Below are 14,942 nucleotides of genomic sequence, written 5' to 3' on the forward strand. Positions count from 1 at the left end.
AATCAACAGGAGACTTTAAAATGAACCGCCCGGAACTTCTTACCAAAGACAACTGCCAGATTATTTTCATCGATCATCAGCCGCAGATGGCTTTTGGTGTTCAGTCGATTGACCGTCAGGTTTTGAAGAACAACACTGTGGCGCTGGCAAAAGCTGCCAAAGCCTTCAATATTCCGACCACGATCACCACAGTCGAAACCGAAAGCTTTTCTGGTCATACCTATCCGGAGTTGCTGGCTGTTTTCCCTGAAAACCCGATCCTTGAACGCACATCGATGAATTCATGGGATGACCTTAAAGTTCGCGAAGCACTTGCCAAAAATGGCAAAAAGAAAGTCATTGTTTCCGGTCTCTGGACCGAGGTTTGCAATAATGGTTTTGCTTTTGCCGCCATGGCCGAAGGCGATTATGAAATTTACATGGTGGCGGATGCATCTGGTGGCACCTCGAAAGAGGCGCATGACTATTCGATGCAGCGCATGGTGCAGGCCGGTGTCGTTCCGATGACCTGGCAGCAGGTGATGCTTGAATGGCAGCGCGACTGGGCACATCGCGATACCTATGACGCGGTCATGGCTATCGTCAAGGAACACTCCGGAGCTTATGGCATGGGTGTCGATTATGCTTACACCATGGTTCATAAAGCACCGGAACGGGTTGAGCATGGCGAAACACTGGCGCCGAAACCTGCAAACTGATTGCTGATAACCGGGCGTCTGTGTTTAAGCCGGCGCCCCGTTTCAGTGTCCTTCGCCCGCATTCCTTCGCGATACTCTATTTCCCCGCCCGGACGGGAAAGGACGGATTTGCCACCGTTCCTGCCCCTCTGTGGATTTGATTGGAGCCCGGTCATGACAGGCACTTCATCCCCCGACATCATTTTCCATAATGCCAAAGTCTCGACACTTGATCCCGATGTTGGCGAGGTCGAAGCCATTGCGATTACCGATGGCGTCATTGCTGCGGTTGGCCGCAATGACGAGATCATGCCGTTGGCAGACAGCGGCACAAAGATCATCGATCTAGGTGGTAAGCGCGTAATTCCCGGACTGAATGACAGTCACACGCATTTGATCCGTGGTGGCCTTAATTACAATATGGAATTACGTTGGGAAAACGTGCCTTCGGTCGCAGATGCGCTCGCGATGCTCAAGGATCAGGCCGACCGAACACCGGCACCGCAATGGGTGCGAGTTGTCGGCGGCTGGTCGGAATTTCAGTTTGCCGAGCGCCGCATGCCGACCCTTGATGAAATCAACAAGGCAGCACCCGATACCCCGGTTTTCATCCTGCATCTTTATGGCCGTGCGCTTTTGAACCGGGCGGCAATCAATGTGCTGGGCATTAATCGCCGGACGCCCAACCCCCTGGGTGGCGAGATCGAGCATGACAGCAACGGTGACCCGACTGGTTTGTTGATCGCAAAGCCGTCGGCCTTGATCCTTTATTCCACGTTGGCCCAAGGGCCGAAATTACCGTTAGAAGATCAGATTAATTCAACTCGTCATTTCATGCGTGAAATGAACCGTCTTGGGGTCACCAGCGTAATTGATGCCGGTGGCGGTGGGCAGAATTACCCCGAAGATTATGACGTTATCCGTAAATTGCATGACGAAGATCAACTGACCATTCGTATCGCCTATAATTTGTTTGCCCAGAAGGCAGGTCAGGAACTGTCCGATTACGAACACTGGATGACCATTACGAAACCGGATGCCGGTGACAGTTGGCTTAAAATGAACGGGGCGGGGGAAAACCTTGCGTGGTCGGCAGCCGACTTTGAGAACTTCCTTGAACCGCGCCCGGATCTGGCGCCGGTTATGGAAAAGGAATTGGAACCGGTTGTCGAACTTCTGGCGACCAATCGTTGGCCGTTCCGAATTCATGCGACATATGATGAAACGATTGATCGTTTCCTTGGCGTGTTTGAGCGCGTCAATGGACGCCAGCCGTTTGAAACCCGTTTTATCATTGATCATGCCGAAACCATCAGTGCGCGTAATATCGACCGTATCAAGGCACTTGGGGGCGGTATCGCCATTCAACATCGCATGGCTTATCAGGGCGAATATTTTGTCAATCGCTATGGCCGCGAGGCAGCAAAAGACACCCCACCAATCAAGAAAATGCTTGAAGCCGGAGTGCCGGTTGGTGCCGGAACCGATGCGACCCGTGTTGCGTCCTATGATCCATGGGTTGCGCTTTACTGGCTGACCACGGGGAAAACCACCGGTGGACTTGCCCTTTATGACGAAGACAAACTTGTTAGCCGTGAACAGGCCTTGCGTCTTTGGACTGAGGGTTCTGCCTGGTTCTCGGGCGAGCAGGGGAGCAAGGGTACGCTGGCTGTTGGTAAATATGCCGATCTGGCGGTCCTTTCAGCTGATTTTATGACCGTTCCGGCTGAGGATATCCGTCAAATCCAGTCTGTTATGACCGTGGTTGGCGGCAAGATCGTGTTTGCTCAGGGTAAATTCCAGGACCTTTCGCCCGCCTTGCCGCCTGCAAGCCCGTCCTGGAGCCCGGTAAATCACGAGGCAAGTCCGGCCATGCGTCAGAATGCACCGATCCAGACGCATGAACGTGCCTGCCATGATGCATGTGGCAACCATTGCGGTATGCATGGGCATGATCATCAGATCGCCTGGGCGCGCCCGATCCCTACCGCCGACAAGAAAGCCTTTTGGGGCGCTCTTGGTTGCTCCTGCTTTGCGGTATAAGGCTATGAAAAATATGGTAGATTCAAAACAGACAGAAGGCATGCTCATCACGCCTTCTTCCCCGTGGGAACCCTTCCGGTCTCGTGCTTTTGCAATCCTATGGGTTGTGACGGTTATTTCCAATATCGGAACCTGGATGAATGATGTTGGTGCGGGCTGGCTGATGGCATCGCTTGATCCGTCTCCGGTTGCGGTATCACTTGTTCAGGCGGCAACGACATTGCCTGTGTTCCTGTTCGCACTGTTGGCTGGTGCGCTGGCAGATATGTTTGACCGGCGGAAGCTATTGATTGTTGTGAATGTGGTCATGGCGGCGACGGCCACTGCATTTGCATTGCTTGTTTATCTGGATGCTGCAACGCCGACTGTTCTAATTGGCGTGACATTCATTCTGGGTACCTGTGCGGCCTTTGTTGCCCCGGCATGGCAGGCAATTGTGCCATCGCTTGTTCCCAGGCACGCATTGCAGTCTGCTATTGCACTGAATTCAACGGGCATCAATGTTAGTCGCGCAATAGGTCCGGCGCTTGCCGGGGTGTTGATTTTTTCGGTCGGGATTTATGCGCCGTTTGCGCTTAATGCCATCAGCTTTATTGGCATTATCCTGGCGCTTTTTTTGTGGAAAATGACGCCGGAAAGTGGTTCGGCCTTGCCACGCGAACATGTTATCCCGGCAATCGTCGCTGGGGTACGTTATGCCCTTCATAGCGCACCGCTTAAGGCGACCCTTATCCGGGCGGTGTCTTTTTTCCTGTTTGCCTCAGCTTATTGGGCATTGTTGCCGCTAATTGCCAAAACCTCGCTTGGTGGAGATGCCAGAAGTTATGGGATTTTGGTCGGTGCGGTTGGTGTTGGTGCTGTTTTGGGGGCGCTTCTATTACCCAAACTTCGTCGTCGTTTCGGACCAGACATCATTGCGATGGCGGGAACGTTTGGCACGGCATGTGTGTTGGTCGTGTTTGCAATTGTCCCTAATCTTATGGCGGCGGCGGCGGGATCTCTGCTGGCTGGTGCGTCATGGATAGGGGTTCTTTCGACTTTGAATTCTTCGGTGCAAACCGCGTTGCCATCGTGGGTGCGTGCGCGGGGGTTGTCTGTCTTCATCACCGTATTCTTCGGGGCAATGTCACTGGGCAGTATCGTTTGGGGGCAGGTTGCACAAACTGTTGGAATTCCCGCAGCATTGATCATTGCCGCTGTCGGGGCGCTTATCCTGATCCCGATCACATGGCGGATGAAACTGGGTCAGGGCGAGAAGCTTGATCTTGCGCCTTCTGCCCACTGGCCGTCACCGGTTGTGGTTCATGAGAACGCGCATGAACGCAGCCCGGTCATGACCATGATCGCTTATCAGGTGCCATTGGAAAACCATCAGCGGTTTCTTGAACTGACCAAGGTTCTGTCACATGCAAGAAAGCGGTCCGGCGCCTATAGCTGGGGCATCATGCAGGATGCAGAGCATCCGGACCGGTTCAGCGAGTATTTCCTTGAGACATCGTGGCTTAATCATTTGCGGCATCACGAACGTGTCTCGGGGGCGGACCGCATCATTCAGGATGAAATTCGTGGATTGCTTGCGCCCGATATCACGCCGGTCGTAACCCATCTGCTTGGGGTGAAAATGCCGCCAAAGTCCAAAGCCGGTTTATGGAAAGGGTCGGATAAATGAAGGCGCTTCTTGGAGTCCTGATTGCATTTTCCATCGGGGTTGTGTGTCGTCTGGCGGCATTGCCGCTTCCGGCGCCGCCGGTGATTGTCGGGGCACTTTTGGTGGTGGCGATGACGACAGGATACATCTTGATTGATCGCTTTTGTGCGCATCGTGAATGCAAGACGCGGGCAATGTGTGGTGGTCCGACGGGCCGTTCATCCGGGGTAGGAGAAAAGCAATGATTTCCGATATTTTTCTTGGTTTGGGCATGGGGCTTTTCATTGGTGCAGGGTGCAGATGGTTTGACGTTCCCTTGCCTGCTCCGCCCAAACTTGTCGGGGCACTTTTGGTGGTGGCTATGACCACGGGATTTCTTGTGACGGATTATGTCCTTGGCACGGATATGCTCGCGATGGCCGAGATCGTAAAATGACGCAAACCTATAATCATGGAACTTTCTTGCTCGCCCGGATTTTGCTTGTTGCGGTGTTTATTTTTAGCGGCGCGACAAAGCTGATGGACTGGTCCGGCGGGATTGGCGAAATGGAGGCCCTTGGCCTTCCGTTCCCGGCTCTATGCCTTGCGTCAACGATCGCGGTTCAAATTCTGGCAAGTCTTTCCCTGATCGCGGGCGTGTTCGTGCGGGTTTCGGCTGTTTTTCTGGCCGGGTTCACAATTCTGGCAACCCTGATTGCGCATGATTTCTGGAACTTCTCGGGGATCGATCAGCTACTTCAGGCCACGACAGTTCTTGAACATGCCTCAATCATTGCGGGTTTCTTGCTTGTTGTTTTGTTGCATAAGAACTTATGCCGGGATTAGGGGAAGAGGTGCCGACAGCTTCGAAAAATGCCTTTTTTACAATTTCAAAACCGCGAATTTTGTCCTGAGTTTAGGAGTGCTTATGCCCAGCCAAAGCGGCTTTTAATTCTTGGGGCGCCGTTTCCCGGATGAGTTCATTCGGGAAACGGTGCCGATACGTGATATTTTTCATGCCGGAAGGCTTGTCATTTTTCCAGATAGTTACCCGTTAATGTGAGAATGTCAGATTAGGTAACTCATTTCAGAAATTGGTCAGATTTTGCCAGTTCACGAAGGATTTCCTTCCATTGCTCAAGCATCTTGCGGGCTGCATTTTGTTCGCTGTCGAAGCTTTTATGGACGGCCAGACCACGTAGCATACATAGATTAATCTGGATGAAAGTACGCGTACGTTCACTGTCCTGAGCGACGCCAAGAATCTCGGCAATGATATTGTCGCGCTTGGTCGTCCATCGAGACATTGCATTACGCAGGTTTCGACCAAGATCATCATCAAGTCGTGCCGCAAGCATCAGTTCAAGTGATGCCATATATTTGTCTGGTGCGAACAATTTGTCCCATAGGACATCAATCAGCTCATCTGCCTTCAAGCTGGGGTGACCCTGCGTGATATCAAATGGCCATTCATATTCCCAAGAATTGATCAGATATTCAAATGCAGCAACAATCAGTTCGTTGCGCGTTGGGAACTGATGGGTGATGGCGCCGCGTGAGACATTCGCCCGATTGGCGATATCCTGAGTCGAAATTCTCTCATACCCTATTTCAGTAAGGGCCTGCAGCGTTGCCTGACATACGCGTTTACGCGTATCGCTGGAGCGCTCAGCCTGTGTTCTGCGCTTTCGGGCCAGTTGCATTTCTGCTGTTGCTTGGGGCGGCCCTGAATCCTTGTTTTTCAATGCCATTAAGACGTAACTCTCCTGCGCTCGGTGTTTGTGACAACTTATTTCAACCGGCATAAATCCCACAAGCTCATTTATAGTGGTTGACATTTACAAGCAGGACAGTCTGTATGTTTTTTGAAAATAACAACTGGATAACGGTGATCCGTTAAACCGGTGAGGAAATTTGTCAGACCAGGATGGCTATCTCACGATCTGAATCAGGAGACTTCAATGCTCAATAAAAAAACAATCACCCCGTTCATAGCAGCCCTAATGGCTGCCGGGAGTGCTTTGCCTTTGCATGCAGAAACCAATTTTATTGCTAATTCTTTCTATGATGCAGAGCACCCGCTGAGTAAATTTGGTTATGTTGAATGGGCCGACACCGTACGCGAAATTTCGGGTGGGGACCTTAATCCCGAAGTTTATACCGGTACGGTGCTTCTTGCACCACGGGCCAGCCTTCAGGGGGCACGCGATAATATTGCCAATGTTGCAAATATTGCTGCAGTTTATACGCCGTCAGAATTGCCGGTTGCGAATGCTGTGCAGGAGTTGGGATTTAACTATTCGGATCCTTTGACTGCGATATTCGCTGTCGCTGATTTCAGCATTCATAACGAGGTTCAGCAAAAGGAATGGGCGGATAACGGGATCGTTTATCTTGGGGCCTATGCTACTCCTCCATATATTCTGTTCTGCAGCAAGCCGGTGCGTACGCTTGAGGAAATCAAAGGGAAACGTATCAGAACAGCAGGATCGAGCGTTTCTAAATGGGTCGAAGAAGTCGGTGGAATTCCAGTTAACGTTCCGTCGAGCGAAATGTATACCGGACTTGAACGCGGCACTCTTGATTGTGCAACAAATGCTGCGAATGACCTGATTGACCGCTCCCTGTGGGAGGTCGCGCCTTACACTACCGAGCTTTCAACGGGCATGTATTGGTCCGGTCCTGAATGGGGCTTTAATGCCGGGTTCTGGTCTGGTCTGACCACAACCCAGCGCAAGCAACTGATGGATGCGACGGCACATGCCATGTCGAGCATGGTCGTAAACTATCTTGCCCGTTCTAACGCTGCTCTTGACGAAGCAAAAGCAAAGGGCAACGAAATCTATCAGCCGTCTGCGGAATTGATGGCCTCGGTTGAAGCTTTCCGCGAAAAAGTGCTCGGTGATATCTACACGGTCGCCGAAGACAAATATGGCGTAGCCGATGGTATGTCCCTGATTGATGATTTCCGGTTCACCTATGCCAAGTGGGAAGGCCTGCTTGAAAATGTGGATCGTACCGATATTGATGCCCTGGATGCTATTGCGCGTAAGGAAATTTACGGAACCCTTGATCCCGCAACCTACGGCGTCAATTAAGGCAGAAGTGCCGTGTCCTTTTGGATGCGGCACTTGCCTTGGCAGACCAATGATCCCGATGTCCCGTTCAGGGGGCTATGGCATTGGCTGATTTCGAATTTCAATCTCGGCATGAAGCGGAGCGGTCCCGATGCCCCTCAATCCCAATCATGATTTGGACGATGCCACATTGGCAGAGCCAAACCTGATGTATCGATTTGTAACCTGGTTGAATACGGCGTTTCTTGTGATATCGGCGATTTTTGTCGTGCTGATGATGCTTCATGTGACAGCCGATGTGCTGCTGCGATCTGTATCAAATGCCGGGATCATCGGGACGCTTGAGGTCGTTTCCTATTACTACATGGTTTGCGCTATTTTTCTGGCATTTGGGTATGTCGAAATGCACAACGAGCACATCCGTGTGGATCTGTTCGTTCAGCAAATGCCGCGTTCTGCGCAAGTCGTACTTTACATTTTGGCTTGCCTTGCGGGGTTTGTGTTTTTCGGCCTTTTGGCTTGGCAGAGCATGATTGACGCCCTGCGGGCGACGGCCTCCCAAGAAACCATTATGTCTAATTTTTTGTTTTATGTCTGGCCAAGCCGCTGGGCGTTGCCGATCGGTTTTATCGGATGCCTTTTGGCGATCCTGTGCAATCTGTTGAAATCGGTGACCCGCTGGCGGGCGCTGTAAGAGGGCGAAATGAGTAATCTTGATATTGGTATCGTTGGTACTCTTGTTGCGCTCGGTCTGATTGCGCTGCGTGTCCCGATCGGGGTCAGCCTTGGTCTTGTGTCGATTGGCGGGATTGCTGCGATGTTCAACGTGAATGTTGCATTTGGCATGATTTCAGCCACTCCGTTTGAATATGTCGGCCAATGGGAACTGACTGCGGCTCCGATGTTCCTTTTGATGGGGTTCATTTGTTCCTCGACGAATATGACCAAAGGACTGTTTGAAGCGCTCAGGTTATATCTGGCGCGTCTGCCTGGTGGTCTTGCGATTGCAAGTGTGGGGGCCTGTGCCTTTTTTGCTGCAGCCGCGGGTTCAAGTGTTGCCACTGCATCGGCAATGTCGCGCATCGCCGTGCCAGAAATGTTGCGCAATAACTATGACAAGGGACTTGCGACCGGGACGATTGCGGCGTCAGGAACATTGGGGTCTTTGATCCCGCCAAGTGTTCTTTTGATCCTGTATGGCGTGTATGCGAAGGTTTCAGTTGGTCAGCTTTTCATGGCTGGATTTATTCCCGGTGTGCTTTCTGCGCTTGTTTACATGGCTATGATCATGACCCGTGTGAAGCTGAAACCGTCACTGGCGGGGACTGTGACAGAGTACCCGACGAAGGAAGAAAAGCGTGCGGCACTCAAGACGATCTGGCCGTTGCCTGTTCTAATCTTTTCTGTATTGGGCGGGATTTTCTCGGGCGTGTTTTCGCCGACCGAGGCCGGGGCGATTGGTGCTTTCGTTGCTGCTGTGATTGCTGCTTTACGCGGTTCTTTGACCTGGATTGCAATCAAGTCTGCCTTGCGTGATACCATTGTTGCGGCAACGGGAATTTTTGTCATTTTAATCGGGTCGGTCTTCTTTACCCGGTTCTTGGCTCTTAGTGGCCTTCCAGCCGCATTTTCCGACGCAATCCTTGGTATCAGTTCTGAGCCATGGTGGATTTTCCTTGCGGTGACAGTGATCTATGTCGTGCTGGGGATGCTGATCGATTCAATTGGTCTTTTACTGCTGACCTTGCCTCTGATCCTGCCGCTGGTACATGGGGCAGGACTGGATCCGGTCTGGTTCGGGATTATTCTGATCAAGCTTCTTGAAATCGGACTTGTGACGCCGCCGGTTGGCTTAAACGTTTATATGATCAAGGGTGCCTTGGGGAACCTCGTCACGTTGCCGGAAGTTTTCCGGGGCGTTGGATGGTTTATCGCCATGGATTTCCTCACACTTATTATCCTTATGCTGATACCGGGCTTGTCGCTTTGGCTGCCAACGCTGGCCTATCGGTGATCCCATTCCCTAGAGAACTCAAAAGTTCCCCGGGGGATGGGTGAAACCAGTATTTGAGGAGCCAATCATTTCATCGATCATGAAAACCCGACCGAAACAGGATTGTCCGGTGACCGTTCGTATTGTTCGCAAGCAAGTTGAAAAAAGTGCCGAAACCCGCCGCCGCATTATGGAAGCGACAGTGCGTCTGCTGTTGCGGCAGGGCTATTCACGCCTGACGACCTCTGCAATTTCAAAAGAGGCTGAAGTCTCGCGCGGGGCCATGACCCATCATTATGACAGCAAGGAAGATGTCGTCATTGCGGCCATCGAATATCAACTGAAACAGTCAATCGAAACCACCCGAAAATATGTTGATCAGAATGCGGACAGGGATTTATCGGTTGACGATATTATAGATTATCTGTGGCGATTGATGGCGGATGGTCTGTTTTATATGACGCTTGAATACCTGCCGGAAATGCGCCACAACGCCCCTTTTAAAACTCGCCTTGTGCCTGTCATTCAGGGTTTCCACAGTTCCCTGAATGAGATTTGGGCGGTGATCTCTCGTCGCTACAATGCTGATCCCAAACATGCAGAAGTCGTTTTGAACGCAACCATGTGTCTGTTCCGCGGGATGGTGGCACAGACGATTGTACGTTCTGATCCCGAATATTTCGATGAACTCCTGTCTTTGTGGCGTCAACTGCTCCGTCAGATGTTCGCAACTGGATTGGAGGTTGGTAATTCTCCCCGCGTCACCAAAAAGAAGAAAGCTCATGTCTCTTAAACTGATTAAAAATGCCCGTATCGTTGATGGATCGCTGGCCGAGCCAACCGAACCGCAAAATATCCTGATTGAAGATGAGCGCGTCTGTGAAGTGTCTGCAGATGCGATGTCGCCAGATGCCGATGTCATTGATCTGCGTGGCAAGACCATTATGCCGGGTTTGATTGATTGCCATGTGCATGTCATCGCAACGACGACCAACCTTGGCAAAAATGCCGATCTTCCAAATTCTCTGGTTGCATTGCGTTCGGCAAAGATCATGGAACGGATGTTGATGCGTGGTTTCACGACCGTGCGTGATCTGGGGGGTGCCGATTACGGTCTGGTCGAAGCGATTGAAGAAGACTTCTTACCGGCGCCACGTCTTGTAATCTGTGGCAAGGCGCTGTCGCAAACCGGTGGTCATACGGACTACCGTGGGCGTCATAGTCTGCGTTCGGTCGACTATTATCAGAACCAGATCGGGGCGCTTGGCGTTGTTGTGAACGGCATCGACGAAGTGCGCCGCGCGGCACGTGATCAGATCAAGGGCGGTGCCGATTTTATCAAAGTGATGGCAAATGGCGGGGTTTCTTCGCCGACAGATCCGATTGCCGTGCTGGCCTTTTCAAATGAAGAGCTTAAGGCCGCAGTTGAAGAAGCCAAAAACGCACAGCTTTATGTTTCAGGGCATTTATACACTGACGAAGCCATTCGACGTGCACTTGAGTGCGGTGTTGAATCGATCGAGCACGCAAACCTGATGAAACCTGAAACAGCCAAGCTTATTTACGAAGCTGGTGCTGTCGTTATTCCGACCAATGTCACGTATGACCTGCTTGCACGCGAAGGTGCGCGTTTTGGCCTGCCTGCGGAATCCGTTGCCAAAATTGAAGATGTCCGTGGTGCCGGGCTGGCATGTCTTACGCACCTTCACAAAGCAGGTGTTGTCATGGGCTATGGTTCGGACCTGCTAGGCGAAATGCATGATCACCAATCCGAAGAATTCCTGCTGCGCGGGCGTTACCTGCCAGCCAAGGATGTTATTCGTTCTGCCACCATTGATGCAGCAAAAGTTCTGCGCAAGGAAGGCCAAATCGGTGTTATCGCGCCGGGCGCCTTTGCCGATATGATTGTTGTTGATGGCAACCCGCTTGAAGATTTGTCGTTGTTGACCCGTCAGGGCGCGCATATGCCGCTCATCATGAAGGGCGGCAGGGTATTCAAAAATATCGGCTCTTTGTAAGGCCGGTTACGTGATCGCTTAACTTAACCATAAAGGAAAGTGCTATGAAGAATATTACCCTGCCGGTCCTTGCTGTCGTATTTGGGATCGGTGCCACCAGTGCCCGGGCGGACGTTAACCTGGATATGTCGAGTGAATATCCCGTTACCTCCATTCATGGGCAGACCGCTGATTTTTTTGTAAAAACGCTTAAGGAAGAGACTGGCGGCGAGGTGAATGTCACAGTTCATCACGGTGGCGCGCTGGGCTATAAGTCGGTCGATCATTATGATGCCGTTGGGGATGGCGCGGTGCAGCTTGCATCTTCCTTCTCCGGCGCATGGTCTGGCATTAATCCTATTTTTCTGGTCTCTTCATTGCCTTTCCTTGCGACATCTATCGAAGATACGAAAAAACTTTATGAAGCAACCCGTCCGTATTACGAGCAGGTGCTTGAAGACGACAATCAGCTCTTTCTCTATGCGGCACCTTGGCCTGCATCGGGCTTTTGGGCCCATAAGCCGATTGATAGTGCCGAGGCTCTTAAAGGGCTGAAAATCCGTACATTCGATGCGCCGGGCACTAAAACCCTGCAGAATGCAGGGGCGTCTCCGGTTCAACTGAGCTGGGGCGACATTATCCCGCAGCTGACGACAAACGGCATCGATGGTGTTCTGACCTCTGCTGATGGGGGTGTCGGGTCGCAGTTTTGGGAATATCTGTCGAACTTCACGGAAGTAAATTATGCATTGCCGTTGCAGGTTACGCATATGAACCGTGATGCGTTTGACGATCTTAGTGATTCAGAACAAAAGGCGGTTCTTGATGCCGCGAAAAAGGCCGAAGCCTATGGCTGGGAGGCGTTGGAAGATCGGGTCAAGGGCAACTATGCGAAATTGGCTGAGAATGACGTAACCGTCACAACGAATATATCCCCGGGTCTGCTCTCTGTCTTGAAAACGTCTTCTGCACCAGAAGTCGAAAAGTGGAAAGAGCGGGTTGGTGATGATGCACTTACACTGCTCGATACGTATCAAAAGTTGCTTGAACAGTAAGTCTGAAAGCGCAGGGACCTTGTGTCAGGCATGGTTCGACCATGTCTGACATTTTGAACGTGGATGATATGATGTCCTTCTTCGTTAAGTTTGTTGAGAGATTGTCTTGGTTAGGCGCATACCTTGCGGCGATTACGTTGGTCGGGATGGTGTCTTTCATTCTGCTTGAAATCGTATTGCGCACTGTCTTTGACAGTTCGACCTTCGTCATGGACGAAATGGTCGGCTACGGTGTTGCCGCGACCACTTTTCTTGCATTGCCTTATGCGCTGGGCGAGGGAAATATCATTCGTGTTGAATTGTTATTCAGCCATGTATCGGCCAGAAAGCGCAAACTGCTTGAAATGTTCAGTTGTTTGGTCGGGCTTGTTGTTACCTGTGTCCTGATTTCATTTGTCTGGATACGGGTGGCGCGAGCATGGTCACGAAATTCAGTAAGCAGCAGCATTGCAGAAATTCCGATGTGGATTCCCCAGGGGATTATCCTAGCTGGATTATGTCTGCTGTTTCTTCAGTTGATTGCATTGCTGATCCGGCAATTTACCAAGGAACCAAAGCCGGATGTCGAAGTGCGATAGTTCTTTATCGTTTCGGCATTGAACAGGTTACCGGAGAATAAATTTTACCATGGACGCACTTCTTTCTGCGGGACTTGTCCTTGCTCTGATTTTTCTGTTTCTTGGAATGGGAGTTTGGATATTCGTCGGGCTGCTGTTTGTCAGCGGTGCCTCGCTCGCGCTTGTTGCAGGCATGGATATTCAGCGAATTGGCACGATTGCGGCCAATATCGTTTATCGGTATTCGTCAACTTGGGAACTTGCCGCCATTCCGATGTTCATCTGGATGGGAGAGATCATTTTTCGGACAGACATTTCCGATCGTATCTTCCGCGGTTTGACGCCCTTTGTGAACTGGTTGCCCGGGCGCTTGCTTCATACCAACGTTCTGGGCTGTACAATGTTTGCGGCTGTTAGTGGATCGAGTGCGGCGACAGCGGCCACAGTGGGCAAAATCACAACGAGCGAACTTTCAAGGCGAGGATACGACCAAGCGCTGTCATTGGGATCGCTTGCCGGTGCGGGCAGTTTCGGTCTTTTAATCCCGCCATCGATTGTCATGATTGTTTACGGGATTCTGGCTGAAGTTTCGATCAGCCGTCTCTTTGCTGCCGGTGTGCTGCCGGGCATTATGATTGCTTTTTTGTTCTCGGCTTACATTGTGTTCCGGGCTGTCATGAAGCCGGAGATTGCGCCAAAGGCGGATACGCAATTTGATTTGCGCCAGTTTGGTGCCGCATTTGTCGATTTACTTCCTATCATTTCACTGATGGTGATTGTGTTAGGGGCCATTTATTCCGGTATTGCAACCCCGTCTGAGGCTGCTGCTGTTGGTGTCTTTGGTGCGATTGTCATCACTGTGTTTTTGCGTCAGTTCTCATTTTCGATGCTTGTGCGGACATTGCTTGGTGCCGTGGTCAGCAGTGCAATGATTTGCTCGATCCTGGTTGCTGCGGCCTTTCTGTCGACGGCGATGGGGTATCTGCATATTCCAACCGAAATAGCTCATGCGATTGGTGAACTGCAACTTTCACCTGAAATGCTCATTGTTGTTCTGACCTTATTCTATCTTGTGCTGGGGCTTTTCCTTGATGGTGTTTCGATCATCGTCATGAGCCTGCCAATCACTTTGCCGCTTGCGCTTCAGGCGGGGATTGATCCGGTGTGGTTTGGCATCTTCCTGATTGTTACCGTTGAACTTGGTCAGATCACGCCACCGGTCGGTTTCAATCTTTTTATCCTGCAAAGTCTGACGGGGCAGCCCGTCGGACGCGTGGCACTTTATGCTCTACCATTTTTCATCCTGATGCTTGGTGCGATAGCACTACTTGTCTGGTTTCCTGAAATTGCTCTTTGGTTGCCCGGGGTTCTTTATGACTGATATTGTTTTTGGCCGATTGGCCGCTGCCTATGCGTCCTCGGCGCAGCCTCAATCTTCGTATGATTTTGTTGCCGAACTTTTGACCGATAGGTTCGGTCCACGCCTGATGACATTCTTTGCCTGGAGTCAGGGCAATGATCTTTGTGAACGGGTCTGGTCAAACAATCCGGAAAAATATCCAGTTTCAATTGGAAAAAAGATGGGGCCGACTGATTGGGGGAAGACAGTCTTGCATGAAAAAATGCCGTGGTTTGGTGAAGATGAAACCGCCATGCGCGGGGCATTTCCCGATTATGAGCTGATCAAAAGCGTTGGGTGTGCTTCGTGCCTCAGCGCACCGGTTGTTGCGAGTGGCCAGTCTATCGGTGCCATTAGTATCTTGCACGAAGAAGGCGTCTACAAGTCATCTGATTTGGATGATCTCACGGCGCTTTCCGCATTGCTTGTCGTGCCGCTTCTTTTGCGTCGTCCCGGTTCCTAAATATAGGGGCGTCTGTATTTCACATTCTGCCTGTGTCTGGGAAAAGAAGTGTCA

At 51.2% G+C, this 14,942-nt stretch carries 16 protein-coding genes; 15 read left to right on the forward strand and 1 reads right to left on the reverse strand.

Annotated elements, in window-relative coordinates:
* Positions 1 to 20 precede the first annotated feature (20 nt).
* The 6 genes from TALK_RS03105 (at position 21) to TALK_RS03130 (ending at position 5,193) form a co-directional block, all read left to right on the forward strand.
* Positions 21 to 698, forward strand: coding sequence for a hydrolase (locus TALK_RS03105; RefSeq protein ID WP_085615793.1), 678 nt, complete (start codon positions 21 to 23; stop codon positions 696 to 698).
* A 153-nt stretch (positions 699 to 851) separates the two neighbouring features.
* On the forward strand, positions 852 to 2,720 hold the full coding sequence (locus TALK_RS03110) for an amidohydrolase (RefSeq protein WP_085615795.1): 1,869 nt from the start codon (positions 852 to 854) through the stop codon (positions 2,718 to 2,720).
* A gap of 40 nt (positions 2,721 to 2,760) precedes the next feature.
* Positions 2,761 to 4,389 (forward strand): MFS transporter, encoded by a 1,629-nt coding sequence (locus TALK_RS03115; protein ID WP_139833724.1) that lies wholly within the window; start codon positions 2,761 to 2,763, stop codon positions 4,387 to 4,389.
* Complete coding sequence (locus TALK_RS03120; RefSeq protein WP_085615797.1) at positions 4,386 to 4,613, forward strand: XapX domain-containing protein; 228 nt, start codon at positions 4,386 to 4,388, stop codon at positions 4,611 to 4,613. The genes TALK_RS03115 and TALK_RS03120 overlap by 4 nt, the downstream gene beginning before the upstream one ends.
* The gene (locus tag TALK_RS03125) at positions 4,610 to 4,804 is read left to right on the forward strand and encodes a DUF1427 family protein (protein ID WP_085615799.1); all 195 of its coding nucleotides are present in this window, start codon (positions 4,610 to 4,612) and stop codon (positions 4,802 to 4,804) included. Before TALK_RS03120 ends, TALK_RS03125 begins: the two co-directional genes overlap by 4 nt.
* Entirely contained in the window at positions 4,801 to 5,193 is a 393-nt protein-coding gene (locus TALK_RS03130; RefSeq protein ID WP_085615801.1) for a DoxX family protein, read from the forward strand. Before TALK_RS03125 ends, TALK_RS03130 begins: the two co-directional genes overlap by 4 nt.
* Before the next feature lie 236 nt (positions 5,194 to 5,429).
* On the opposite strand, the gene TALK_RS03135 is transcribed toward TALK_RS03130, so the two are convergent.
* Complete coding sequence (locus tag TALK_RS03135; RefSeq protein ID WP_169714928.1) at positions 5,430 to 6,098, reverse strand: TetR/AcrR family transcriptional regulator; 669 nt, start codon at positions 6,096 to 6,098, stop codon at positions 5,430 to 5,432.
* Positions 6,099 to 6,308: 210 nt separating this feature from the next.
* Between TALK_RS03135 and TALK_RS03140 the strand changes: the two genes are divergently transcribed.
* The 9 genes from TALK_RS03140 to TALK_RS03180 all read left to right on the forward strand — a co-directional run bounded on the left by TALK_RS03140 (position 6,309) and on the right by TALK_RS03180 (position 14,888).
* A complete protein-coding gene (locus TALK_RS03140; protein WP_085615805.1) occupies positions 6,309 to 7,445 on the forward strand; it encodes a C4-dicarboxylate TRAP transporter substrate-binding protein in 1,137 nt (378 codons plus the stop codon).
* A 130-nt stretch (positions 7,446 to 7,575) separates the two neighbouring features.
* The gene (locus TALK_RS03145) at positions 7,576 to 8,118 is read left to right on the forward strand and encodes a TRAP transporter small permease (protein WP_211274762.1); all 543 of its coding nucleotides are present in this window, start codon (positions 7,576 to 7,578) and stop codon (positions 8,116 to 8,118) included.
* Between the two features lie 9 nt (positions 8,119 to 8,127).
* The gene (locus TALK_RS03150) at positions 8,128 to 9,438 is read left to right on the forward strand and encodes a TRAP transporter large permease (RefSeq protein WP_085615807.1); all 1,311 of its coding nucleotides are present in this window, start codon (positions 8,128 to 8,130) and stop codon (positions 9,436 to 9,438) included.
* Positions 9,439 to 9,478: 40 nt separating this feature from the next.
* A complete protein-coding gene (locus tag TALK_RS03155) occupies positions 9,479 to 10,210 on the forward strand; it encodes a TetR/AcrR family transcriptional regulator (RefSeq protein WP_139833704.1) in 732 nt (243 codons plus the stop codon).
* Positions 10,200 to 11,435, forward strand: a complete 1,236-nt coding sequence (locus tag TALK_RS03160) for a metal-dependent hydrolase family protein (RefSeq protein ID WP_085615811.1) — start codon at positions 10,200 to 10,202, stop codon at positions 11,433 to 11,435. Before TALK_RS03155 ends, TALK_RS03160 begins: the two co-directional genes overlap by 11 nt.
* A gap of 44 nt (positions 11,436 to 11,479) precedes the next feature.
* Positions 11,480 to 12,469, forward strand: coding sequence for a TRAP transporter substrate-binding protein (locus TALK_RS03165; protein ID WP_085615813.1), 990 nt, complete (start codon positions 11,480 to 11,482; stop codon positions 12,467 to 12,469).
* Between the two features lie 41 nt (positions 12,470 to 12,510).
* On the forward strand, positions 12,511 to 13,047 hold the full coding sequence (locus TALK_RS03170) for a TRAP transporter small permease subunit (protein ID WP_085615815.1): 537 nt from the start codon (positions 12,511 to 12,513) through the stop codon (positions 13,045 to 13,047).
* A 49-nt stretch (positions 13,048 to 13,096) separates the two neighbouring features.
* Entirely contained in the window at positions 13,097 to 14,407 is a 1,311-nt protein-coding gene (locus tag TALK_RS03175) for a TRAP transporter large permease (RefSeq protein ID WP_085615817.1), read from the forward strand.
* On the forward strand, positions 14,400 to 14,888 hold the full coding sequence (locus TALK_RS03180; RefSeq protein WP_085615818.1) for a GAF domain-containing protein: 489 nt from the start codon (positions 14,400 to 14,402) through the stop codon (positions 14,886 to 14,888). The genes TALK_RS03175 and TALK_RS03180 overlap by 8 nt, the downstream gene beginning before the upstream one ends.
* Positions 14,889 to 14,942: the final 54 nt, after the last annotated feature.

The sequence above is a fragment of the Thalassospira alkalitolerans genome, assembly GCF_002115745.1.
GTDB lineage: Bacteria > Pseudomonadota > Alphaproteobacteria > Rhodospirillales > Thalassospiraceae > Thalassospira > Thalassospira alkalitolerans.

What these genes read in the sequence shown, in the direction of transcription:
- TALK_RS03170 (WP_085615815.1), top strand. Translation starts at nt 12,511, where the DNA reads ATGTCTGACATTTTGAACGTGGATGATATGATGTCCTTCTTCGTTAAG.
- TALK_RS03145 (WP_211274762.1), top strand. Translation starts at nt 7,576, where the DNA reads ATGCCCCTCAATCCCAATCATGATTTGGACGATGCCACATTGGCAGAG.
- TALK_RS03150 (WP_085615807.1), top strand. Translation starts at nt 8,128, where the DNA reads ATGAGTAATCTTGATATTGGTATCGTTGGTACTCTTGTTGCGCTCGGT.
- TALK_RS03140 (WP_085615805.1), top strand. Translation starts at nt 6,309, where the DNA reads ATGCTCAATAAAAAAACAATCACCCCGTTCATAGCAGCCCTAATGGCT.
- TALK_RS03165 (WP_085615813.1), top strand. Translation starts at nt 11,480, where the DNA reads ATGAAGAATATTACCCTGCCGGTCCTTGCTGTCGTATTTGGGATCGGT.
- TALK_RS03125 (WP_085615799.1), top strand. Translation starts at nt 4,610, where the DNA reads ATGATTTCCGATATTTTTCTTGGTTTGGGCATGGGGCTTTTCATTGGT.
- TALK_RS03135 (WP_169714928.1), bottom strand. Translation starts at nt 6,098, where the DNA reads ATGGCATTGAAAAACAAGGATTCAGGGCCGCCCCAAGCAACAGCAGAA.
- TALK_RS03115 (WP_139833724.1), top strand. Translation starts at nt 2,761, where the DNA reads ATGCTCATCACGCCTTCTTCCCCGTGGGAACCCTTCCGGTCTCGTGCT.
- TALK_RS03110 (WP_085615795.1), top strand. Translation starts at nt 852, where the DNA reads ATGACAGGCACTTCATCCCCCGACATCATTTTCCATAATGCCAAAGTC.
- TALK_RS03160 (WP_085615811.1), top strand. Translation starts at nt 10,200, where the DNA reads ATGTCTCTTAAACTGATTAAAAATGCCCGTATCGTTGATGGATCGCTG.
- TALK_RS03180 (WP_085615818.1), top strand. Translation starts at nt 14,400, where the DNA reads ATGACTGATATTGTTTTTGGCCGATTGGCCGCTGCCTATGCGTCCTCG.
- TALK_RS03120 (WP_085615797.1), top strand. Translation starts at nt 4,386, where the DNA reads ATGAAGGCGCTTCTTGGAGTCCTGATTGCATTTTCCATCGGGGTTGTG.
- TALK_RS03130 (WP_085615801.1), top strand. Translation starts at nt 4,801, where the DNA reads ATGACGCAAACCTATAATCATGGAACTTTCTTGCTCGCCCGGATTTTG.
- TALK_RS03105 (WP_085615793.1), top strand. Translation starts at nt 21, where the DNA reads ATGAACCGCCCGGAACTTCTTACCAAAGACAACTGCCAGATTATTTTC.
- TALK_RS03175 (WP_085615817.1), top strand. Translation starts at nt 13,097, where the DNA reads ATGGACGCACTTCTTTCTGCGGGACTTGTCCTTGCTCTGATTTTTCTG.